The following is a 22,520-nucleotide window of genomic DNA, read 5'->3' on the forward strand; positions in this document are numbered from 1 at the left end:
AGCACCAAGCGCAGCGCTCGGCGCAGCACGCGGTATCCAGGCGGGTGCCGTCCGTCCCGAAAGGGGCGGGCGCCACCCGCCATATTTTTATTGGTAAGACATCATGGCTAAACACAGCAAATCGATCCCCGCGCGCGGCCTGCGCGTGGCGGACCAGATCCAGAAAGACCTTTCCGAACTGATCGCCTTCGAGCTGAAGGACCCGCGCGTGGGCATGCTCACGCTCGCCGAAGTGCAGCTCACACCCGACTATGCGCACGCGAAGGTGTACTTCACGATGCTCAAGGACGATCCCGACACGGTGAAGAACACGCTGGCCGGCCTGCAGGCCGCCGCCGGCTACCTGCGCAACCAGCTGGGCAAGCGCCTGCACATCCACACGCTGCCGCAGCTGCACTTCGTGCACGACACATCGGCTTCGCGCGGCATGGCGATGTCGGCCCTGATCGACAAGGCCAACGCCACGCGCGCGGCCGACTACGAAGACGATACCGGCAAAGAAAATACGGGCGAAGACAAAGAATGACGGAGGAAGTGAAGGCTGCCCGCGTGAAGCGGGTACGCGACCTCGTCGATGGCGTCCTGCTGCTCGACAAGCCGGTCGGCCTGTCGTCGAACGATGCGCTGATCAAGACCAAGCGCGTGCTGAACGCGAAGAAGGCCGGCCACACCGGCACCCTCGACCCGTTCGCCACCGGCTTGCTGCCGCTGTGCTTCGGCGAGGCCACCAAGTTCTCGCAGGACCTGCTGGAAGCGGACAAGACCTACGTGACGACCGTGCACCTGGGCGTGCGCACCGACACGGGCGATACCGAAGGCCTGGTACTGGATGCCGATCCGGCGCTGGCGCGCGATCCCGCCACCATCACCGCCGGGGACATCGAGGCGGTGCTGGCGCGCTTCCGTGGCCCGATCGCGCAGGTGCCGCCAATGTACTCGGCCCTGAAGCGCGACGGCAAGCCGCTGTACGAATATGCCCGCGCCGGCATCACGCTCGAGCGCGAGCCGCGCAACGTCGTCATCCACAAGCTGGAACTGCTGTCGTATGAAGCGCCGTTCCTGCGCCTGGAAGCCACGGTCAGCAAGGGAACCTACATCCGCGTGCTGGGCGAGGACATCGGCGCGGCGCTGGGCTGCGGCGCGCACCTGAATGCCTTGCGGCGCACCGGCGTCGGCGCGCTGGTGGCATCGAACATGGTGACGCTGGAGGAAGTGCAGGGGCACGCCGCGCCCCTGTCCCTGCTGGCACCGGTGGATGCGCTGCTGTCGACGTTCCCGCGCATCGAACTGAGCGCCGAACTGGCGAAACGCTTCCTGCAAGGCCAGCGGCTCCCGCTCGGCAAGGAGCCGGAAGTGCAAACGCCGGCACCCTACGAAGGCCGCGTGCGCGTGTACGCGGAGGGGAAACTGCTCGGCACCGGGCTGTTCGAGCAGTGGGCCATCCTGAAGCCCGAGCGCCTGATCGCCGCCGCGCAGGCCTGAGCCGGCGCCGTCACCGGCCCGCGGTCGCCGCGGGCCGGTGTACCCGTCACCCGTTGCGCCGCCGGCGCGCCATCACTCCCATCACCCCCAGGCCCAGCGCCAGCATGCCGTAGGTTGCCGGTTCCGGCACGGGCGCGGCGACCGACAGGTGCAGGTCGTTGACCGTCCCGTAGATGCCAAAGCCATCCAGGCCGTCCTGGCCGCCGGACGTGACCGACAGCGATACGATCAGCGCATCGGAAACGAAGCCGAGGAACGACGTGGGCGTCGGACGCTCGACCGTGTAGGTGAGCGTGGCGCCCTTGCTGTCGGTCGCCGCGACGATGATGTACGGCGCATCGACGGTGAAGCCGGCGATGTCGCCGCCGAAGAAGAAGCCGCCCGCGCCGGCGATCGGCGCGCCGAAGCCGGAGAACGTCAGCGTGTCTTCGCGTTGCGCCGTGCTCAGGTACCAGTCGATGTCGTTGTCGCTGGCGCCGTAGGCATTCGTGCTGGTCGGTCCCGTGGTGGCGACATAGGTATAGTCGCCGGCCTCGCGGTGAAACGGCGTGGCGTAGGCTACGATGTCGAGGTCGTCGTAGGTATCGACGCCGGTTTCGCCGACCGCCGCAAGGTAGGCTGACTGGCTGGTATAGGTGGTGAGCGCGGCATGGGCCGCCGGGCCGGTGATCAACAGTGCGGCGGTTGCCGCGGCGAGGGTGACTGAACGGTACGTTGAACGGTAGGTCTTGCGCACAATGTGCTCCTTGTGGAAGTGGATGAGGAAGACTCGGTTACGCCAGCGATGGCTTACTAATGTAGCGCTATCATCGCCACCCGCTCAACAGGAATTTCAAGAAAGATAATAATGATCACAAGAGGGGCGCGCGACCGTTGCAAACGCATGACCCATCCCGGCTGGCTGAGGCGCCAGGGCGGCTGGTGTCGGACACCGGTCTTCACATGAGGCATCGACGGCCCGGGGAAACACCGGTGTCCGACACCTTTTCCGCGTTCACCCCAAGAGCAGACCCCGGGGTCAGACCCGGCGGGGTGAAGCAGGAGTTTCGCGAAGCATGCTTCGCGCCTGCGGAACGGTGCTGGCATGCAGGCCAGCATTCCTTCCTGACCCCAGCCTTTCGCTGTTGGGGTGAATGCATGCGCTTTCAATGTGCCGAATGACGCTTGATTCAACGGTATCAGTGTTGGACACCTTTTCCGGAAAAAGCGCCCGAAAAAATGTCCGACACCAGGCCACGCCAGGCTACACGGCCTGCAACGCCAGCAGCAGTTCGGCCGGATCGGCGGGCTTGACGAGGTGCCGGTTGAAGCCGGCGGCGTGCGACTGGGCGCGGTCGCTGGGCTGGCCGTAGCCGGTCAGCGCGATCAGCGTGGCGCCGGCCGTGGCGGGATCGGCGCGCAGGTGCCGCGCCAGCGTGTAGCCATCCATGCCGGGCAGGCCGATGTCGAGGATGAAGGCGTCGGTCGCCGCCAGGTCGGCGCGGCGCAGCGCCGCTTCCGCATCCTCGGCCACGGCCACGTCATGGCCCTCGGAGCGCAGCAGTTCGGCCAGCACGCCGGCCGCGTCCGGATTGTCTTCCACCACCAGTAGCCGCAGCGCCCGTGCCGCCGGCCGCCTCGTCTCGGCGGGGGCGTGGGCCGCCGCCGGCACGCCTTCGAGCAGCGGCAGGTGAATCGCGAATTCGCTGCCCCGGCCCGGGCCATCGCTGTGCGCCGTCACGAAGCCGTCATGCAGCATGGTGATGCTCTTCACCAGCGTCAATCCCAGGCCAAGTCCGCCCTGGGCCCGGTCGGGGTTGCGTTCGCCCTGGATGAACAGGTCGAAGATGTGCGGGAGCAGCGTGGGGGCGATACCGTTGCCGTTGTCGCGCACCGTCACGCGGGCGTGGCTGTCCACCACGTCCAGGTGCAGCGCGATCCGGCCGCCGTGCGGCGTGTACTTGGCCGCGTTGTTGAGCAGGTTGGCGATCACCTGCACCAGGCGCGTGCGGTCGCCGTGCACCCTTGCCGGGATGTCGGGCAAGTCCAGGTCGAGGGCGTGGCGCCGTTCGTCGATCAGCGGCAAGGCCTGCTCGACGGCGCTGGCCACCACCTCGGCCAGGTCGAGGTCCGCCATGTTCAGCTGGACCAGGCCGCGCGTGACGCGCGACACGTCGAGCAGGTCGTCCACCAGGTGCGCCATGTGCCGCACCTGCCGCGAAATGATGTTGCTGGCGGCGATGCGCGTCTTCTCGTCCGCCAGCCCGCCCTGCAGCAGTTGCGCGGCGGTGCCGATCGGCGCCAGCGGGTTGCGCAGCTCGTGCGCCAGCATGGCCAGGAACTCGTCCTTGCGCGCCGCCGCTTCGCGCAGCGCATCCTCGGCCAGCTTCTGCGAATGGATGTCGGTGCAGGTGCCCATCCAGCGGATGATCCGGCCGGTGTCGTCGCGCACCGGCAGCGCGCGGCCCAGCGTCCAGCGGTACTCGCCGGAGCGGTGCCGCAGCCGGTACTGGATCTCGTACACATCGCCCGTGTCCAGGCTGTGCTGCCATGCGGCCCAGGCGCGTTCGCGGTCATCCGGATGGAACATCTCGTTCCAGCGCACGCCATCGGTGGAGCCGGGCGGCATGCCCGTGTAGTCGTACCACTGGGCATTGAAGTAGTCGTGCCAGCCATCCGGCAGCGTCGACCACACCATCTGCGGCATGGCGTTCGTGATGCTGCGGAACTTCGCCTCGCTGGTGGCCAGCGCCTCCATGCTGCGCGCGCGTTCGCTGGCGGTGCGGATGCGCTCGGCGAATTCGCGCATCAGCGTGACGTCTTCGCCGGCCCACTGGCGCGGCACCGTATCGCTGACGACCAGGATGCTTTTCAGCCGCCCCTGTTCGATCACGGGAATGTCGACGAACGACTGCGCGTGATGGCGCCGGAATGGCCCCGCGTGCGCCGCCGTGCGGGGATCCTGCGCCACGTCGTGCACCACTACCGCCTCGCCGCGGAGCATCTCGTCCACGAACGAGCCGAATTCGCGCAGGTGCACCGTGCCCTCCAGCGACGGAATGCCGGGCGTGCACCAGTCGGGCCCCACGTAGAGCGTATCGGTGGCGTCGTTGTAGCGGCCGAAGGAGACCCGGCTCACGCCCAGCACTTCACCCAGGATCTCCAGCGCCGTGCGCACGATCTCGCGCGGGGCGCGTACGTCGCGCCATGCATCGGCCAGGCTGCGCAAGGCATCGCGCCGCGCCGTGCCGCGCATGCGCGCCGTCACGTCCTTCACGTAGTGCACGATATAGGCGACATTACCGGCATCGTCGAGCACCGGCGAATTGACGGCGCTCCAGTACTTTTGCTGGAACAGGCCCGGCTGGCCGGGCAGGGGGATGTCGTAGCGCTGCACCGCCATCTCGTCCGGCGCCCTGGTGTCGAGCACCCTGGCCAGCGACGCGTGCAGGTTGGCCATGGTGCGCGCGTTGGCCTGCGGATCGGTGGGAAGGGCGGCGAACACGGCGAACACGTCCCGGCCGATCAGCTGCTCGCGCTGCCAGCCGTTGGCGCGCAGGAAGGCATCGCTGGCCAGCACGATCGTGAAGTCGGGAGTCAGCAGTACGTAGGGTGCGGGCAGGGCGCCGAACACGGCGGCCGGATCAGGCGTTCGATCGCTCATCGGTATCCAAGGAAGAATCTGGACATGATGCCAGTCTGGCAATCGCCGGTCGGTGGGCCAGGTCACACAACGCCGGCTGTCTTTGAGCTGTCACAAGCCCATGCTATACTAGTGGGTTCAGTGCATCCGCATTTGCCGGGGCGCCTGCTCAGCAGACGTCAGCTTTACGACTATCTTTTTATGTAAGCCGCAGCTTCGGCGTCCCACCCGTTTTTACAAACACAATGACCATGTCTAATACTAAACGCGCAATTCGCAACATCGCCATCATCGCACACGTCGACCACGGCAAGACGACCCTCGTGGACCAGCTGCTGCGCCAGTCCGGCACCTTCCGTGAAAACCAGCAGGTCGATACCCGCGTCATGGACTCGAACGACCTCGAAAAGGAACGCGGCATCACGATCCTGTCGAAGAATTGCGCGGTTGAGTACGAAGGCACGCACATCAATATCGTCGACACCCCGGGCCACGCCGACTTCGGCGGCGAAGTGGAACGCGTGCTGTCGATGGTCGACTCGGTGCTCCTGCTGGTCGATGCCCAGGAAGGCCCGATGCCGCAGACCCGTTTCGTCACGCGCAAGGCGCTGGCGCTGGGCCTGAAGCCGATCGTGGTGGTCAACAAGATCGACCGTCCGGGCGCGCGCGCCGACTGGGCGATCAACGCCACGTTCGAACTGTTCGACAAGCTGGGCGCCAACGACGAGCAGCTGGACTTCCCGATCGTCTACGCATCGGGCCTGAACGGCTATGCCGGCCTGACCGAAGACGTGCGCGGCGGCGACATGAAGCCGCTGTTCGAAGCGATCCTGAAGCACGTGCCGGTGCGTGACGACAATCCGGACGGCCCGCTGCAGATGCAGATCACGTCGCTGGACTACTCGTCCTACGTGGGCAAGATCGGCATCGGCCGCATCTCCCGTGGCCGCGTCAAGGCCGGCCAGGATGTCGTCGTGGTCGACGGCCCCGGCGCAAACCCGATCAAGGGCCGCATCAACCAGGTGCTGAACTTCAAGGGCCTGGAGCGCGTGCTGGTCGACGAAGCCGTCGCCGGCGACATCGTGCTGATCAACGGTATCGAGGAAATCGGCATCGGTTCGACCGTGTGCGCACCGGACACCGTGGACCCGCTGCCGATGCTGACCGTCGACGAGCCGACCCTGACGATGAACTTCATGGTCAACAACTCGCCGCTGGCCGGCCGCGAAGGCAAGTTCGTCACCTCGCGCCAGCTGCGCGACCGCCTGGACAAGGAACTGAAGGCCAACGTGGCACTGCGCGTGGCGCCGACCGACGACGACACGATCTTCGAAGTGTCCGGCCGCGGCGAACTGCACCTGACGATCCTGATCGAAAACATGCGCCGCGAAGGCTTCGAGCTGGCCGTGTCCCGTCCGCGCGTGGTGTTCAAGATGGTCGATGGCGTGCGCCACGAGCCGTATGAAAACCTGTCCGTCGACGTGGAAGAAGTCAACCAGGGCGGCGTGATGGAAGAACTGGGCCGCCGCCGTGGCGACCTGCAGAACATGGAATCGGACGGCAAGGGCCGCGTGCGCCTCGAGTACCGCATTCCCGCCCGTGGCCTGATCGGCTTCCAGGGCGAGTTCATGACGCTGACGCGCGGCACCGGCCTGATGAGCCACGTGTTCGACGCCTACGCACCGGTCGACAACACCCGTGGCGAGCTGGCTGGCCGCCGCAACGGCGTGCTGATCTCGCAGGATGACGGCGCCGCCGTCGCCTACGCGATCTGGAAACTGCAGGATCGCGGCCGCATGTTCGTGTCGCACAACGACCCGGTGTACGAAGGCATGATCATCGGCATCCACTCGCGCGACAACGACCTGGTGGTCAACCCGATCAAGGGCAAGCAGCTGACCAACGTGCGTTCGTCCGGTACCGACGAAGCGGTGCGCCTGGTGCCCCCGATCCAGATGTCGCTGGAATACGCCGTGGAATTCATCGAGGACGACGAACTGGTCGAGATCACGCCGAAGTCGATCCGCCTGCGCAAGCGCTTCCTGAAAGAGCACGAGCGCAAGAAGGCATCGCGCGAAGCGTAATCCTGCCGGCCCGGCCGACATGAAAAAACCCGCCGTGGCGCAAGCCCGGCGGGTTTTTGTTTTTTGTTTTCCTGTCTCCAGGCGCCTTCGCGCAAGTCGCTGAGCGATGCATGGACGCGCCGTGCCATTGGCGGTATAACGATGGCTTACCGCATCGCACCGATAACATAATGACGAGACAAGCCATATGCGCAGGCGCGGCCGCCCTGGCGGCGCTTCTGCTTGCCGGCGCCCCCGCCGCCGCTTCCGCTTCCGCTTCCGCCGCCGCGCCGGCATTCGGCAACCCGCTGGTGAAACAGCGCGCCGATCCGCACGTGACCCTGCAGCCGGACGGCTGGTACTACTACACCGCCACCGTTCCGGAATACGACCGCATCGAAGTACGGCGCGCCCGTTCGCTCGATGAAGTGGGCAAGGCCGAGGTGCATACGGTGTGGCGCAAGCATGCCAAGGGAGAGATGGGCGCGCATGTCTGGGCACCCGAAATGCACCGGATCGACGGCAAGTGGTACATCTACTTCACCGCCGGCCGCGCGGAAGCGATCTGGGAAATCCGCCTGTACGTGCTCGAATGCGAGTCGGACGATCCGCTGCGCGGGCCATGGAAGGAACGCGGCCAACTGAAGACGGGCTGGGAATCGTTCGCGCTCGATGCCACCACCTTCGCGCTGGACGGCAAGCGCTACCTGCTGTGGACCCAGCGTCCGAAGGAAAGCGGCAAGAAGCAGACCGACATCTACATCGCGCCGATGGATACGCCGCTGTCGATCGCCGGACCGGCCGTGCTGCTGACCGAGCCGGAATACGCCTGGGAGCAGGTGGGGCACCACGTGAACGAAGCGCCGGCCGTGCTGGTGAAGAACGGCCGCGTGTTCATGACCTATTCGGCATCCGCCACCGATGCCAACTACGCGCTGGGCATGCTGACCGCGCCCGCGGGAGCCAACCTGCTGGACCGCAAGTCGTGGACCAAGTCGCCGCGTCCCGTATTCGCCAGCAGCGTGGAAAACAGCCAGTACGGCCCGGGCCACAATTCGTTCACCACCACGCCGGACGGCAAGACCGACATCCTCGTCTACCATGCGCGCAACTACCGTGACATCGCCGGCGACCCGCTGCGCAACCCCGACCGGAACACGCGGGCACAGGCTATCTCGTGGCGCGCCGACGGCACGCCGGACTTCGGCGTGCCTGTGGCGGACAAGTTGCGCTAAGAAGGCTGTGACAGACACCGGTTTTCCCAGGCGTTCACGGTCAGCGCACACGAAAACCGGTGTCTGACACCATTTTCCGGAAAACCCGCCCGGAAAATATTGTCAGACACCAGGGGATCGGCGGCCACTGGTGTTAGATACACCAGTGGTTCGGCCGCCGCGGATTTACGCTACCTGGGCGAGCCACCGCTCCCGGTATTGCGCCCAGCCCTGCAGCGCGATGGGATCGGCGGCGTGCGAGCGCACGGCGGGGGCGGTGCCCCAGTGCGCCAGCATCCAGCCACCGCACGTGGTGCCGCTGGCATCGTCGGTGACGGTAACCTGCTGGCCGCGCCGCAGTGCAGCCAGCAGCGGCGCGAAGTGCGGGTTGTTGGTGAAGCTGCCTTCGACGACGATGTCGCCCGCCGAGCCCAGCGCGGTCAGGCACCAGTCGCTCATCAGCACGCAGTACAGCGTGGCCAGCGCGGTGCGTTCGGCATCGGTCGGCAGGGCTGGGCCGACGACGGTGCCCTTGCGCCCGGCGAACGGGCCGCCCGCTTCGGCGAACGCGGGCAGGGCATACGTGCCCTGGTCGATGATCTGCTGCAGGTCGGCCACGCTGCACGGCACCGCGTCCGTGCCGGCCAGCGCGCCGAATTCGCGGCCGCCCATGAAGCGGATGCACGGCACCGGCTGGCCCAGCGCGCTGCAGTTGGCCAGCATGTCCGAGGCTTCCTGCAAGCCGTCGAGCTGGCCGCCGGGCAGGGCTGCGATCACCCACGTGCCGGTCGACAGGATGGCCGGCGCCGCCGCATGGCTGCCCGTCGCATCCAGGTGCCGCAGCAGCGAGGCATTGCTGTCGTGGATGCCGCATACCACCTGGCAATCGGCCGGCAAGCCGAGGCGCTCGCGCAGCGCGGGCAGCACGGGCCCCAGCGCATCCCACGCATTGCGCAGTGGCGGCATCCGCGGGTTCCAGCCCGACTGCTCGACCAGCTGCGAATACTGCTGGCGCGAAGGCTGCCACAAGTCGGTATGGCAGCCGAGCGACGTCACCTCGGCGGCGGCCACGCCGGACAGGCGCCACGCCCAGTACTGCGGATACATCAGGATGTGTTTCGTGCGCGCGAAGTCGGCAGGGAAGGTCGACGCCAGCCACGCCAGTTGCCGGCCCAGGTTCAGGCCGGCCGGCAGCGACGGCGAATACGTCGTGTCGTAGGCGGGCCGCTGGGCCAGGTATTGCTCGCGCTGCGCGGCCGGCGGTTCGAACTCGTAGTCGAGCACCGGCAGTACCAGCCCGGAATCATCAACCAGCGCCGCCGTGGCGCCATGCGTCACCGGCACGATCGCCCGCACCGGCGCGGTGGCCGCGAACTCCGCGATCGTGTCGAGCATCCAGTGCCAGATGCCTTCCGTGTCGTGGTGCGGATACGGGCCGTCGCGCAGCACGGTGTTGGCCTTGCGGCGCTCGGCCAGCTGCTCGCCGGCCGCGTCGATCAGCGCCAGCTTGACGTTGGTCTTGCCGATATCGAGGACGATGATTGCAGAGTCGGTCATTTCGCCACCTTCTTTCCACGCAGCAGGCGCGGCAACGCGATCGTCACCAGCAGCAGCAGCCCGATCACGATCGTCATGTAGATGCCCGGGATATTGGCCATCGACAGGCCATACGTCACGGTACCGAGGGTCAGCACGGCCAGCATCACGCCGCCGATGGTGCCGGCGCCGCCCGCGATCGATACGCCGCCCAGGATCACCATCGTGATCACTTCCAGCTCCCAGCCCATGGCGATGTTCGGGCGCGTGCTGCCGATGCGGCCCGTCAGCAGGAAGGCCGCCAGGCCAGCCATCGCGCCGGTGAGCATGAACAGCACCATGCGGTAGCGGTCCACCTCGATGCCGGAAAAGCGCGCGGCGACCGGGTTGTTGCCGATCGCGTAGATGCGGCGGCCCCAGCGCGTGGCGTGCAGCACGAACGCGAACAGCGCCGCGAACACCAGCAGGATCACGAATTCGCGCGGGATGAAGTCGAAGAAGTAGCCCTGGCCCCAGTCCGTCATCACCTGCGGGTAGCCGGTGAAGGCTTTATCGCCCAGCACCACGGATGCCAGGCCGCGGAACAGCGACACGGTGCCGATGGTGACGACGATGGCCGGCAGGCCGAAGCGCGTTACCAGCACGCCGTTCAGCGTGCCGCATGCCACGCCGGTGGCCAGCGCCACGAACAGCAGCGAGGCGGGCGGGAAGCCGGCGTTCATCGCCAGCCCCATCGCCACCGACGACAGTGCCAGGATGCCGGCCACCGAGATATCGATCTCGCGGCAGATGATCAGCAGCGCCATCGGCAGCGCGATCAGCGCCTTCTCGCTGAAGTTGAAGGTGCCGTCCGCCAGGTTGTACGGATCGAGGAAGTGCGGCAGCAGCATGCCGTTGGTCACGAAGGCCAGCAGGAACAGCAGCGCCAGCAGGGTTTCCCACTTGCCCAGCACGCCCTTGATGCCCAGTTTCGGCTGGTCGAGGATGGTGTACCGGGATTTGCCGGCGGCCGGCGGGTTCGCGGGTTCGGTCGTATTGGTGGTGGCGGTCATGGTGTTCACGCGGCGCTCCGGACAGGTGCGGTTGGCGAGGAGTGATTGTCGAGGTGCAGCGGCAGGATCTGCCGGCCTTCCTTCTTGCGGTCGCGGGCGTTGATCAGCACGGCGACCAGGATCACGGCGCCGGTCAGCGCGCTTTGCCAGAACGGCGAAACCTTCACCACCGGCAGCGCATTGCCGATCACGGCCAGGAACAGCGCGCCCAGCACGGCGCCGGCCACGGAACCGGTGCCGCCGGCGATGTTGATGCCGCCAATCACGCATGCGGCGATCACGGTGAATTCGAAGCCGTAGGCGATCTCGGTGTAGGCCACCGCGTAGCGCGCCACCCACAGGTAGCCGCAGACGCCGGCCACCAGGCCGGAAATCCCGTAGGTCCACAGCAGCCGCTGCGCCATCGGGATGCCGACATAGCGGGCGCACGACGGCGCGTTACCCACCGCGTACAGGTCGCGGCCGAAGCGGCTGTGGCTGGCCAGGTACCAGGCGGCCAGTACGGCCAGCGCGGCGATCCACACCAGGTGCGTCACGCCCAGCAGCTTCGTCAGCGGGAAGGCGATGAACGCTTCCGGCATCTGGTGCGACGAGACCCATGCACCGCCGGACAGCACGAACACCAGGCCGCGGTACACGCTCATCGTGCCCAGCGTGACGACGATGGCCGGCAAGTCCAGGTAGCCGATCAGGTAGCCGTTGACGAGTCCCAGCACGAGGCCGAGCGCGGCGGCGGCCAGCACGATCACCGGCAGCGGCAAATCGGGATTGTTGGCGGCCAGCAGGGCGGCGGCCATGCCGGACAGGGCAAGATTCGACGCCACCGACAGGTCGACGCCGCGCGTGACGATGACCAGCATCTGCGCCAGCGCCAGCATGACCAGCAGCGTGCTGTCCGTCAGCAGGTTGGCCAGGCTGGCACCGGTGATGAACACCGGGGCACGCATGCCGACGCCGACGATCAGCACCACGATCGACGCGGCCAGCAGCATTTCCCTTTTCATTGCCTTCATGCCGCTTCCTCCAGCACGGCGCCCGAGGCGGCCGCGCAAACATTCTCCGGTGTCGCTTCGCCGCGCGCATACACGCGCTCGACGCGGCCCTGGTGCATCACCACGATGCGGTCCGACAGCCCCAGCACTTCTGGGAGTTCGGACGAAACGAGGATCACCGACAGGCCCTGCTGCACCAGTTCGCCGACGAAGCGGTGCACCGCCGCCTTCGAGCCGATGTCGATGCCCTTGGTCGGTTCATCGAGGATGATCACTTTCGGATTGGTGGCCAGCCACTTGCCCAGCACGACCTTCTGCTGGTTGCCGCCGGAGAGTTCGGACACGTTCTGGCGCAGGTGGTGCGCCTTCAGTTCCAGCTGCTCGCTGTACAGCCGCGCCACGCCCAGCGATTCGCGTTTGGCTTTCCCGCCGCGCAGGAACCAGCCCATCTTGTCCAGGATCGGCAGCGTGATGTTGTGCAGGATCGGCATCGTCAGGTGCGCGCCCTGGTGCTGGCGGTCTTCCGGCACGTAGGCGATGCCGTGCGCGATGCCCTCGGCGGCGCAGCCGATCTTGACTTCCTTGCCGTCGATGAGCACCGTGCCGCGCGACGGTTTCGTCAGCCCGAACAGGGCCTGCATCACTTCCGAGCGGCCGGCGCCCACCAGGCCGTAGAAGCCCAGGATCTCGCCCTTCTTCAGCGAGAAGGAGACGTCGTCGAATTCGGTGGGATGGCAGAAATTCCTTACTTCGAGCAGCGTGGCGCCCGGCGTCACGTCCGCCTTCGGATACGCCTGCGTCACGGCGCGGCCCACCATCAGCGATACCAGTTCGCCTTCGGTGATATCGGCCAGCACGCCTTCGGTGATGTAGTGGCCGTCGCGCAGCACTGTGTAGCGGTCCGCCACGGCATAAATCTCGTCGAACTTGTGGGTGATGAAGATGATGGCCGTGCCGGCCGCCTTCAATTGATTGATGATGCGGTACAGCTCACCGATCTCGCGCTGCGACAGCGCGGCGGTCGGTTCGTCGAGGATCACCACGCGGGCATCCTGCGACAGGGCGCGGGCGATTTCCACGAAGTGGCGCTGCGCCACCGACAGGTCCTTCACCTTCGTGCGCACCGGTAGCGGTACCTCGAGCCGCGCGAACAGCTGCTCGGCTTCGCGTTCGATGCGGCCCCAGTCGATGCGGCCACCCTTTTGCGGCTGGCGGCCCACGTAGATGTTCTCCGCCACGGTCAGCTCGTCGAACATCACGCTTTCCTGGTGCACCGCCGTGATCCCGGCATGCATCGCATCCTGGGCGTTGGCGAACTGCACGCGCTGGCCATTGAGCGTGATGGTGCCTTCGTCCGGCTGGTAGATGCCGGTCAGCGTCTTCACCAGGGTGGACTTGCCCGCGCCGTTCTCGCCCAGCAGGGCCATGACTTCGCCGGCGCGCACCGTGAGTGCCATTTTATCGAGCGCGGTGATGCCGCCGAAGCGCTTGCAGATGCCCTCGAGGCGCAGCACGGCCTCGCCCGCCGGGATGGCACTCCCGGCAGGTGTGTTCGTTGTCTGTTGCATGGCTTAGAAGATCTTGGCGAATTTGTCGACGTTGTCGCGGTTGTACGTGAACGGTTCGGCCATCGCGGCCTCGCCTTTCGCGTCGATCGCGATATTGCCCATCCGGCCCGCGGCGAACTTGCCGCCCGCCTTGGCATCCGGCGCGCCCTTGACGAAGTCATACGCGGCATAGGTGGCCGCGTAGCCCAGGTCGATGGGATTCCAGATCGCGAACTCCTTCACGGCGCCGCTCTTCACGTGGCCGGCCATCTCGGAGGGCAGGCCCAGGCCCGTGACGAACACCTTGCCGACCACGTTCTCGTCGACCACGGCCTTGGATGCCGCCACGATGCCGACCGTGGTCGGCGCGATGATCGCCTTCAGGTTCGGGTAGCTGCGCAGCAGGCCGATCGCCTCGCGGTAGCTCTTGTCGGACTGGTCGTCGCCGTAGGTGGTGGCCACCAGCTTGAGCTTGGAGAACTCGGGCGTGGCCAGCTGCGACTTCATCACGTCGATCCAGATGTTCTGGTTGGTGGCCTGCGCCGAAGCGGACAGGATCGCGATCTCGCCGGCGCCGCCGATCGAGCCGGCCGCCATCTGCAGCTGCTTGCGGGCGATCAGTTCGGCGTTGGAAGGGTTCAGCTGCATCAGCCGGCCTTCCTGCGCCAGGCCGCTGTCGAACGACACCACCTTGATGCCGCGCTGCATGGCCTTCTTGGCGATCGGCACCAGCGCATTCGGATCGTTGGCGGAAATCACGATCGCATCGACCTTCTGGCTGATCAGCGAGTTGACGATTTCGATCTGGCCTTCGGCCGACGGCGTGGTCGGGCCGGTGTAGATGATTTCCACGTCCTTCAGCTGGCCCGCGGCTTCCTTGGCGCCCGTGTGGGCCGCGTCGAAGAAGCCGTTGCCCAGGCTTTTCACGACCATCGCAATGCGGATTTTTTCACCATTCGCGCCACCGGCACCGGCGGCGGCGTTGTCGCTCTTCTGGCCACAGCCCGTCATGCAGGTCGCGCTGACCGCGGCGGCCAGCGCCGCGTAGATAAAAGTCTTGCGTTTCAATGTGCAGCCTCCGGATGGAACAGCGATGATGCGGGGAAGTCGTAGCCGTGCGAGAACTGCAGCGACGCCACCTGGGTCGGCACCGGTTCCGGCTGCACGGTCACGACTTTCACGCCGGACTGCTCGAGCAGCTGGACGGCGGCATCCGACGCATTGGTATCGGTGATCACGCACGACACCCGATCGAGGCCGCACAGGATCAGGCCGGCCTTCTTGGCGAACTTGGAGCTGTCCGCCAGCACGATCAGTTCCTCGGCCTGGCCGATCAGGCGCTTCTCGGCCTGGATCAGCAGCGGGTCCGCTTCCATCAGGCCCAGCAGCGACAGGCCATACACGCTCATGAACATCTTCGCCGCGTAGTGGTGCTGCGTGATGTCGTTGTCGAACGGCGAAAGAATCACGTTCTGCTCACGGTACACCTTGCCGCCCGGGAGGATCACTTCGTTTTCCGACGACAGCAGCAGGCGTTCGGCCATCAGGAACGAGTTGGTGAGGATCTTCAGGTGCTTGTCGACCAGGAAGTCCGCCATCATGAACGTGGTGGTGCCGCCGTTGATGACGATGGTTTCGCCTTCCTCGCACATGCCGGCCGCGTAGCGGGCAATGGCGCGCTTGCGGTCGGCAAAGCACTGGATGTTGTGTTCGAAGGTTTCGCTCGTGAGCGTGAGGTTGCGCTTCTTCTGCGCCAGGTTCGCCGCGCCGCCGCGGGTGCGGGTCAGCAGGTTGCGCGCGGCCAGCCAGCTGATGTCGCGGCGCACGGTGGCGGGGGAAGCGCTCAGCCATTCGACCAGCTGGGGAACGCTGGCATTCTGGTGCTCGGCGAGCAGTTTGAGCAAACGTTTACGGCGCTTGTGATTCACCATGTTTCCGTCTCCTTGTCGTGATCCTACTTCGCGGCGGATGCCGGGAGTGGTCTATTTATTAAGGGCAAGCCTAAACCCATTCAAAGTGACCGGTCAATCATCCTGCGCTCAAATGTATGATTTTTTCCAAAATGCCTTGTCACGTTCTGATCATTTCGCTCAAGTAAATGATTAATTCATTCTTGGTCACGATGTTGATCGCTTGTGCATTGACACCCCCGAGGGCTCTGATTTCTACTGACTCCGCTTGCTTGACCGGCCGAAAAATGAGCGGAAACGGGGGCAAAACCGAATGCAAATCAACGATGGAGACCACATGAACCAACCGAAGCAGAAACAGCCCATCACGTCGCTGTGGGATGACGCGAAGGCCGCAACGATGAGCGAACCGGAGCTGCTGCTGTACCGCTCCAATTTGCTGGGCTCGGACCTGCGCATCACCAACTTCGGCGGCGGCAACACATCGGCCAAGGTGATGATGGAAGACCCGCTGACGGGTGAACAAGTCGAGGTACTGTGGGTCAAGGGCTCGGGCGGCGACCTGGGCAGCATCAAGCTGGATGGCTTCTCGACGCTGTACCTGGACAAGCTGCACGCGCTGAAGAAGCGCTACCGCGGCCTGGAACACGAAGATGAAATGGTCGGCTACCTGCCGCACGCCACGTTCAACCTGAACCCGCGCGCCGCATCGATCGATACGCCGCTGCATGCCTACATCAACAAGAAGCATGTCGACCACATGCACCCGGATTCCGTGATCGCGATCGCCGCGACCGCCAACAGCCGCGCGCTGACGGAAAAGATCTTCGAAGGCGTGCTGGGCTGGCTGCCATGGAAGCGCCCCGGCTTCGACCTGGGCCTGGACCTGGAAAAACTGTCCACCGAACAGCCGCAGCTGAAAGGCATCATCCTGGAAGGCCACGGCCTGTTCACCTGGGGCGATACCGCCAAGGAAGCCTACGAAACCACGCTGGCGATCATCAAGCGCGCGGAAGAATGGCTGGACGCGAACATCGCGCAGCCGGTATTCGGCGGCCAGAAGCACCAGTCCCTGCCATCGGCCGAGCGTGCCGCGTTCGCCGCGAAACTGATGCCCCTGCTGCGCGGCAAGATCAGCAAGACCGAATACAAGCTGGGCCACTTCGAGGATTCCGACACGATCCTGGAATTCGTCAACAGCGCCGACCTGGCACCGCTGGCGGCGCTGGGCACCTCCTGCCCGGACCACTTCCTGCGCACCAAGATCCGCCCGTTCGTGGTCGACTTCGACCCGACCAAGCCGGACTTCGACGCCGTGGCCGCCGGCCTGGACGACGCGCTGGAAGCCTACCGCGCCGACTACACCGCGTACTACAACCGCTGCAAGCGCGACAACTCGCCAGCGGTGCGCGACGCCAACCCGATCATCTACCTGATCCCGGGCGTGGGCATGCTGTCGTTCGCGAAGGACAAGGCCACTGCCCGCATCGCCGGCGAGTTCTATGTCAACGCGATCAACGTGATGCGCGGCGCGAACGGCGTCGACAAGTATGTCGGCCTGCCGGAGCAGGAAGCGTTCGACATCGAATACTGGCTGCTGGAAGAAGCAAAGCTGCAGCGCATGCCGAAGCCGAAATCGCTGGCCGGCCGCATCGCGGTCGTCACCGGCGGTGCCGGCGGCATCGGCCAGGCGGTGGCGAAGCAGCTGCTGTCCGAAGGCGCCTGCGTGCTGCTGACCGACATCGACGGCGGCGCACTGGAAGAGGCGAAAAGCTCCCTGGCGAAGGTGGCCGGCAAGGACAACGTGGCCACGATCACCGGCAACATCACCAGCGAAGAGCAGGTGGAAGCCGTGTTTACCGAATCGGCGCTGCGCTTCGGCGGTGTCGACCTGCTGATCTCGAACGCCGGCATCGCTTCCTCGGCGCCGCTGGAAGACACCACGCTGGAAGTGTGGGACCGCAACCAGGACATCCTGGTAAAAGGCTACTTCCTCGCCAGCCGCGCCGCCTTCCGCATGATGAAGACGCAGAAGCTGGGCGGTTCGATGGTGTTCGTCGCCTCGAAGAACGGCCTGGTCGCCTCGGCCGGCGCATCGGCCTACTGCACCGCCAAAGCCGCCGAGATCCACCTGGCGCGCTGCGTGGCGCTGGAAGGCGCACCGCTGGGCATCCGCGTCAACGTGGTCAACCCGGACGCCGTGATCAAGGGCTCGAAGATCTGGGACGGCAAGTGGAAGCAGGAACGCGCCCAGTCGAACAAGATCGAGGCGGACGACGTGGAAGCCTTCTACCGCGACCGCAGCATGCTGAAGCGCTCGGTGCTGCCGGAAGACATCGCCGAAGCCGTGTACTTCCTGTCCAGCGACAAGGCCGCGAAGAGCACCGGCAACGTGCTGAACGTGGATGCCGGCAACGCCGGTGCGTTCACGCGCTGATCGCCACTGCATCCAGCCACGTAAAATAAACTAGCCAAATGAAGCCGCCGCGCCTGTCGCGGCGGCGGTACTTGAAGGAGACAAGCATGACCGACATGAAGAATCCCGTGATCGACGCCAATATGGTGGCCGAGCACAACGCGCAGCAGCAGGCGGACCTGCAGGCGGACTACGACGCGCTGGGCGGCATGCTGGCGCGCCGCGGCGTCGACATCGAGAAGCTGACGGCGCTGGCGGGCACCTTCGCCGTGGCCGTGCCCAGCTGGGGCGCCGGCACCGGCGGCACCCGCTTCGCCCGCTTCCCGGGCCGCGGCGAACCGCGCAACGTGTTCGAGAAGATGGAAGACTGCGCCGTGATCAACCAGCTGACGCGCGCCACGCCGGCCGTGTCGCTGCACTTCCCGTGGGACCGCACCGACGACCCGGCCGCGCTGAAGGAAATCGCCGACGGCTATGGCCTGGGCTTCGACGCGGTGAATTCCAACACCTTCCAGGACCAGCAGGGCCAGGACCACACCTACAAGTACGGCAGCCTGTCCGCGCAATCGGGCGCGGCGCGCGCGCAAGCCGTGCAGCACAACATCGACTGCATCGAACTGGGCCAGAAGCTGGGCTCGAAGGCGCTGACCGTGTGGGTGGGCGACGGCGCCAACTTCCCCGGCCAGAACAACCTGCGCGGCTCGCTGGAACGCTACCTGGACAGCATGCGCGACATCTACGGCGCGCTGCCGGCCGACTGGAACGTGTTCATCGAGCATAAACTGTTCGAGCCGGCGTTCTACGCCACCGTGATCGCCGACTGGGGCACCAGCTTCGCCTGCGCCACGGAACTGGGCCCGAAGGCGAAATGCCTGGTCGACCTGGGCCACCATGCGCCGAACACGAACATCGAGATGATCGTGGCGCGCCTGGCGCAGTTCGGCAAGCTGGGCGGCTTCCACTTCAACGACAGCAAGTACGGCGACGACGACCTGGATTCCGGCTCGATCAACCCGTTCCAGCTGTTCCTGGTCTTCAACGAACTGGCCGACGCGGCGGAACGTGCGAAGAGCGGCGCCACGGACTTCAACCCGGCCTACATGCTGGACCAGTCGCATAACGTGACCGATCCGATCGAAAGCCTGATGTCGTCCGCCGTGGAAGTGCAGCGTGCCTTCGTGCAGGCCGCGCTGGTGGACCGCAACGCGCTGCGCGGTTTCCAGGAGTCGAACGACGTGCTGAACGCCGCGCAAACGCTGAAGAAAGCCTACCGCACCGACGTGTCGGCAATCCTCGCCATGGCCCGCGTGCGTGCCGGCGGCGCCGCCGACCCGGTCGCCGCTTACCGCTCTTCCGGCTACCGGGACGGCGCTGCCGAGCGGCGCCCGGCCAAGGCCGGTGCCAGCAGCAGCGGGATCGTTTGACGCTGCTGTAGGGAAGCCTGCCCACGCTACGGCCGTGGGCAGGCTTTTGCACGTCCGGATGGTGGATTACGGTACCAGGAGCCTGCGCGCCGACAGCGCATGCGTTCACCCCAGAAGCGAAAGGCTGGGGTCAGACCCGCCGGGTCTGACCCCGGATTTTGCACTTGGGTCTGGCATGCAATCCGCCTCCTTGCTATAAAAACACAGGAGGAGACCCCATGACCCACTGGCTACGCGCGCTCGCAGCACTCATGCTGTCGGCCGCGTTCAGCATGATGTCCAATGCAACCCACGCAGCGGACTTCAGCGTTGAAAAATATGGCGCGAAACCCGACGGCAAGACCATGAACACGAAGGCCATCCAGGCCGCCATCGATGCCGCGGCGAAGCAGGGCGGCACCGTCACATTCCCCGCCGGTACCTACCTCACCGGCTCGATCTTCGTGAAGAGCAACGTCACGCTGAAGGTCGGCAAGGGCGTCACGCTGCTGGGATCGCAAAACATCAACGATTACCCGGTGCTGCCCACCCGCATCGCCGGCATCGAGATGAAATGGCCGGCCGCGCTGGTCAACGTCTACCAGCAGAACAACGCAAAGATCGAAGGCGAAGGCACGATCGACGGCGACGGGAAGGTGTTCTGGGACAGCTACTGGACCTTGCGCAAGCAGTACGAGCCGCGCGGCCTGCGCTGGGCTTCCGACTACGATGCGCAGCGCCCGCGCCTGATCCAGGTGTTCGACTCGAAGGAAGTGAAGCTGGGCGGCGGCCTGCTGCTCAAGCGCGCCGGCTTCTGGACCGTGCACATCTGCTACTCGGAAGGTGTGACCGTCGACGGCGTCATCATCCGCAACAACCAGGATGGCCTGGGCCCGTCCACCGACGGCATCGACATCGATTCCTCGAAGAAGATCCTGGTGCAGAACGCCGATATCGACGTCAACGACGACGCCCTGTGCATGAAGGCCGGCCGCGATTCGGATGGCCTGCGCGTGGCGCGCCGCACGGAAGACGTGGTGGTGCGCGACTCGATCGTCCGCTCCGGCGCGGCCGGTTTCACGTTCGGCAGCGAGACCTCGGGCGGCTTCCGCAACGTCGAGGCCTATAACATCACGGTGCTCGACAAGGTACCGGTGGGCATCCTGTTCAAGTCGGCCCACACGCGCGGCGGCTTCGGCGAGAACATCCGCCTGCATGACTTCACGATGAAGGGCACGCCCGTGGTGCTGCGCGTGACGATGAACTGGAACCCCAGCTACAGCTACGCGAAGATCCCGGACGACGTGAAGAACGTGCCGCCGTACTGGAAGGTACTGGCCACCCAGGTGCCGAAGGAGCAGGGCATGGCCCAGTTGCGCGACGTGCAGATCTGGAACATCAAGGCCACCGGCGCGAAGACCGCCTTCGAAGTGGACAGCTACAAGGAAAAGCCGGCCACGCGCTTCACGCTGAAGAACCTGGATATCCAGGCCGAGCAGGGTGGCCACATCTACGATATCGCCGACTGGACTTTCGAGAACGCGAAGCTGGCGCTGGGCAAGCCAGTCGAGCTGGAAGACGGCCAGGCCGTGCGCGGCCTCGCCGCGGGCAGCTTCGTCGTGCAGCCCCGCCCGGTCAAGGAAGACCCCTCCAAGAAGAGCTTTGAAGAACAGGACAAGTCATGAAACAACCCATGAAACAACGATTCACATCGCTGGCCGTTGCCGTTCTGACCCTGTGCGCGAGCGGCGCCCTGTATGCCCAGTCGCCGAAGGTCGACTATCCGCAGCCGACCGCCGCGATGCAGGCGATCATCGACAAGGATATCCGCCGCAAGTTCGGCGATGCGCCGGAGGATGCCGGGCCGCTGGCCAGGGACCTGTCGCCGGCCATCACCAAGAAGGATATCGACAAGGTGCTGCGCAAGGTGGCCGACTGGCAGCTGCGCCGCACCATGGAATACACCGACCAGATCTGGACCGCCAGCGTCACCTATGCCGGCTTCATGGATGCGTCGAAGGCGACCGGCGATCCGAAGTACCGCGATGCGATGCTGAAGCTGGCCAAGGGCTTCGACTGGTCGCTGCGCGCCGGCCAGTACCCGAACGCGGACGACATCAGCATCGGCCAGATGTACCTGGAGCTGTACCTGCAGGAGCCCAGCCCGGAGAAGATCGCCACGCTGAAGAAGTACCTGGACGTGCTGATCGACCTGGACACGCTGCGCCCGAACGATCCGCGCCTGCCGTGGTGGTGGTGCGACGCGCTGTTCATGGCGCCGCCCGTGTGGCTGAAGATGGCCCAGGCCACCGGCGAGCAGCGCTACGCCGACTACGTGCATGAACAGTGGAAGAAAACCTACGACCTGCTGTATGACAAGGAAGAACACCTGTTCGCCCGCGACACGGCTTACGAGGACCCGAACAAGCGCGAGCCGAACGGCAAGAAGATCTTCTGGTCGCGCGGCGAAGGCTGGGTGATGGCCGGCCTGGCCAAGGTGCTGGAACTGACTCCGAAGGACGATCCGAACCGGCAGTTCTATGTGCAGCAGTTGCAGGAGATGTCGGCCAAGCTGGCCTCCATCCAGGACGAGAACGGCGAATGGCATGCCGGCCTGCTCGACCCGCAGGCGTGGCCGCTGGCGGAAACGTCCGGCGCGGCGATGTTCATCCACGGCATGGCCTATGGCGTGAACAACGGCTACCTGGACGAGAAGACCTACCGCCCCGTGATCGAGAAAGCGTGGACGGCGCTGGTGACGAAGCACATCTACGCGGACGGCCGCCTGGGAGGCATCCAGCAGACGGGCGCCGAGCCAGCCCACTACCGGCCGTCGTCGAGCTACAACTACGGCGTGGGCGGCTTCATGCAGGCTGCCGCCGAATTGAAGAAGATGGCGACCAAATGACGGGATTCAAATGACGGGATATACAACCAAAGCCTTCAAGATGCAGCTGAAACCCGGCGTGGTGGAGGAATACAAGCGCCGGCATGACGAGCTGTGGCCCGACCTGGCCGCGGCGCTCGATGGCGCCGGCGTCTTCGATTACTCCATCTTCCTCGACGAGGACACGCTGTCGCTGTTCGCCGTGCTGAAGGTTCGCGACGGCGCGCCGATCGCGGAGCTGCCGCTGCAGCCGGTGATGAAGCGGTGGTGGGACTACATGGCGGAGTTGATGGAGGTGGACCCCGAAGGTCAGCCGAATACGCGTCCGAAGGAATGGGCGCTACCGCAGATGTTCCACTTTGCGGGACGCTCGGTCTGATACGCCTGCCGATTGCT

17 protein-coding genes are annotated in these 22,520 nt (G+C 65.6%); 9 read left to right on the plus strand and 8 right to left on the minus strand.

Features of this window, described 5'->3' with window-relative positions:
• Positions 1–103: 103 nt before the first annotated feature.
• Positions 104–526: a 30S ribosome-binding factor RbfA gene (gene rbfA, locus OU994_RS07740; protein ID WP_281610271.1), complete on the plus strand. Its 423-nt coding sequence runs from the start codon at positions 104–106 to the stop codon at positions 524–526.
• Positions 523–1,482: a tRNA pseudouridine(55) synthase TruB gene (gene truB, locus OU994_RS07745; protein ID WP_281610272.1), complete on the plus strand. Its 960-nt coding sequence runs from the start codon at positions 523–525 to the stop codon at positions 1,480–1,482. The genes rbfA and truB overlap by 4 nt, the downstream gene beginning before the upstream one ends.
• A 46-nt stretch (positions 1,483–1,528) precedes the next feature.
• On the opposite strand, the gene OU994_RS07750 is transcribed toward truB, so the two are convergent.
• Together OU994_RS07750 and OU994_RS07755 are read right to left on the minus strand one after the other, a co-directional pair.
• A complete protein-coding gene (locus tag OU994_RS07750) occupies positions 1,529–2,218 on the minus strand; it encodes a PEP-CTERM sorting domain-containing protein (RefSeq protein ID WP_281610273.1) in 690 nt (229 codons plus the stop codon).
• A 507-nt stretch (positions 2,219–2,725) separates the two neighbouring features.
• Entirely contained in the window at positions 2,726–5,125 is a 2,400-nt protein-coding gene (locus OU994_RS07755; RefSeq protein ID WP_281610274.1) for an ATP-binding protein, read from the minus strand.
• A gap of 230 nt (positions 5,126–5,355) precedes the next feature.
• On the opposite strand from OU994_RS07755, the gene typA reads away from it, so the two are divergent.
• Complete coding sequence (typA, locus tag OU994_RS07760; RefSeq protein ID WP_281610275.1) at positions 5,356–7,188, plus strand: translational GTPase TypA; 1,833 nt, start codon at positions 5,356–5,358, stop codon at positions 7,186–7,188.
• A 170-nt stretch (positions 7,189–7,358) separates the two neighbouring features.
• A complete protein-coding gene (locus OU994_RS07765; protein ID WP_281610276.1) occupies positions 7,359–8,402 on the plus strand; it encodes a glycoside hydrolase family 43 protein in 1,044 nt (347 codons plus the stop codon).
• 165 nt (positions 8,403–8,567) lie between these two features.
• On the opposite strand, the gene OU994_RS07770 is transcribed toward OU994_RS07765, so the two are convergent.
• The 6 genes from OU994_RS07770 to OU994_RS07795 are packed head-to-tail and all read right to left on the minus strand — an operon-like array spanning position 8,568 to position 15,439.
• Positions 8,568–9,938, minus strand: a complete 1,371-nt coding sequence (locus tag OU994_RS07770; RefSeq protein ID WP_281610277.1) for an FGGY-family carbohydrate kinase — start codon at positions 9,936–9,938, stop codon at positions 8,568–8,570.
• The gene (locus OU994_RS07775) at positions 9,935–10,969 is read right to left on the minus strand and encodes an ABC transporter permease (protein WP_131149287.1); all 1,035 of its coding nucleotides are present in this window, start codon (positions 10,967–10,969) and stop codon (positions 9,935–9,937) included. Before OU994_RS07775 ends, OU994_RS07770 begins: the two co-directional genes overlap by 4 nt.
• Before the next feature lie 5 nt (positions 10,970–10,974).
• Complete coding sequence (locus OU994_RS07780) at positions 10,975–11,982, minus strand: ABC transporter permease (protein ID WP_281610278.1); 1,008 nt, start codon at positions 11,980–11,982, stop codon at positions 10,975–10,977.
• Positions 11,979–13,529 carry a sugar ABC transporter ATP-binding protein gene (locus OU994_RS07785; protein WP_281610279.1) on the minus strand — a complete coding sequence of 517 codons (1,551 nt, stop codon included), beginning with the start codon at positions 13,527–13,529 and terminating at the stop codon, positions 11,979–11,981. Before OU994_RS07785 ends, OU994_RS07780 begins: the two co-directional genes overlap by 4 nt.
• Positions 13,530–13,532: 3 nt before the next feature.
• On the minus strand, positions 13,533–14,519 hold the full coding sequence (rhaS, locus tag OU994_RS07790) for a rhamnose ABC transporter substrate-binding protein (protein ID WP_131149285.1): 987 nt from the start codon (positions 14,517–14,519) through the stop codon (positions 13,533–13,535).
• Positions 14,520–14,572: 53 nt separating this feature from the next.
• Entirely contained in the window at positions 14,573–15,439 is an 867-nt protein-coding gene (locus OU994_RS07795) for a DeoR/GlpR family DNA-binding transcription regulator (protein WP_131147430.1), read from the minus strand.
• 316 nt (positions 15,440–15,755) lie between these two features.
• Between OU994_RS07795 and OU994_RS07800 the strand changes: the two genes are divergently transcribed.
• From OU994_RS07800 to OU994_RS07820, 5 genes are all read left to right on the plus strand, one after another.
• A complete protein-coding gene (locus tag OU994_RS07800) occupies positions 15,756–17,855 on the plus strand; it encodes a bifunctional rhamnulose-1-phosphate aldolase/short-chain dehydrogenase (protein ID WP_281610281.1) in 2,100 nt (699 codons plus the stop codon).
• An 86-nt stretch (positions 17,856–17,941) separates the two neighbouring features.
• The gene (rhaI, locus tag OU994_RS07805) at positions 17,942–19,258 is read left to right on the plus strand and encodes an L-rhamnose catabolism isomerase (RefSeq protein WP_281610282.1); all 1,317 of its coding nucleotides are present in this window, start codon (positions 17,942–17,944) and stop codon (positions 19,256–19,258) included.
• A 218-nt stretch (positions 19,259–19,476) separates the two neighbouring features.
• Positions 19,477–20,922, plus strand: coding sequence for a glycoside hydrolase family 28 protein (locus OU994_RS07810; RefSeq protein WP_281610283.1), 1,446 nt, complete (start codon positions 19,477–19,479; stop codon positions 20,920–20,922).
• An 8-nt stretch (positions 20,923–20,930) separates the two neighbouring features.
• The gene (locus OU994_RS07815) at positions 20,931–22,145 is read left to right on the plus strand and encodes a glycoside hydrolase family 105 protein (protein WP_281610284.1); all 1,215 of its coding nucleotides are present in this window, start codon (positions 20,931–20,933) and stop codon (positions 22,143–22,145) included.
• A 10-nt stretch (positions 22,146–22,155) separates the two neighbouring features.
• Positions 22,156–22,503, plus strand: coding sequence for an L-rhamnose mutarotase (locus tag OU994_RS07820; protein ID WP_281610285.1), 348 nt, complete (start codon positions 22,156–22,158; stop codon positions 22,501–22,503).
• Positions 22,504–22,520 lie beyond the last annotated feature (17 nt).

This window comes from Pseudoduganella sp. SL102 (genome assembly GCF_027856995.1).
Taxonomy (GTDB): Bacteria; Pseudomonadota; Gammaproteobacteria; order Burkholderiales; family Burkholderiaceae_D; genus Rugamonas; species Rugamonas albidiflava.

Bases quoted from the DNA above. Each gene is read 5' to 3' on its own strand.
- rbfA (WP_281610271.1), top strand. From the start codon at position 104: ATGGCTAAACACAGCAAATCGATCCCCGCGCGCGGCCTGCGCGTGGCG.
- truB (WP_281610272.1), top strand. From the start codon at position 523: ATGACGGAGGAAGTGAAGGCTGCCCGCGTGAAGCGGGTACGCGACCTC.
- OU994_RS07755 (WP_281610274.1), bottom strand. From the start codon at position 5,125: ATGAGCGATCGAACGCCTGATCCGGCCGCCGTGTTCGGCGCCCTGCCC.
- typA (WP_281610275.1), top strand. From the start codon at position 5,356: ATGTCTAATACTAAACGCGCAATTCGCAACATCGCCATCATCGCACAC.
- OU994_RS07765 (WP_281610276.1), top strand. From the start codon at position 7,359: ATGACGAGACAAGCCATATGCGCAGGCGCGGCCGCCCTGGCGGCGCTT.
- OU994_RS07770 (WP_281610277.1), bottom strand. From the start codon at position 9,938: ATGACCGACTCTGCAATCATCGTCCTCGATATCGGCAAGACCAACGTC.
- OU994_RS07775 (WP_131149287.1), bottom strand. From the start codon at position 10,969: ATGACCGCCACCACCAATACGACCGAACCCGCGAACCCGCCGGCCGCC.
- OU994_RS07780 (WP_281610278.1), bottom strand. From the start codon at position 11,982: ATGAAGGCAATGAAAAGGGAAATGCTGCTGGCCGCGTCGATCGTGGTG.
- OU994_RS07785 (WP_281610279.1), bottom strand. From the start codon at position 13,529: ATGCAACAGACAACGAACACACCTGCCGGGAGTGCCATCCCGGCGGGC.
- rhaS (WP_131149285.1), bottom strand. From the start codon at position 14,519: ATGACGGGCTGTGGCCAGAAGAGCGACAACGCCGCCGCCGGTGCCGGT.
- OU994_RS07795 (WP_131147430.1), bottom strand. From the start codon at position 15,439: ATGGTGAATCACAAGCGCCGTAAACGTTTGCTCAAACTGCTCGCCGAG.
- OU994_RS07800 (WP_281610281.1), top strand. From the start codon at position 15,756: ATGAACCAACCGAAGCAGAAACAGCCCATCACGTCGCTGTGGGATGAC.
- rhaI (WP_281610282.1), top strand. From the start codon at position 17,942: ATGACCGACATGAAGAATCCCGTGATCGACGCCAATATGGTGGCCGAG.
- OU994_RS07810 (WP_281610283.1), top strand. From the start codon at position 19,477: ATGACCCACTGGCTACGCGCGCTCGCAGCACTCATGCTGTCGGCCGCG.
- OU994_RS07815 (WP_281610284.1), top strand. From the start codon at position 20,931: ATGAAACAACGATTCACATCGCTGGCCGTTGCCGTTCTGACCCTGTGC.
- OU994_RS07820 (WP_281610285.1), top strand. From the start codon at position 22,156: ATGACGGGATATACAACCAAAGCCTTCAAGATGCAGCTGAAACCCGGC.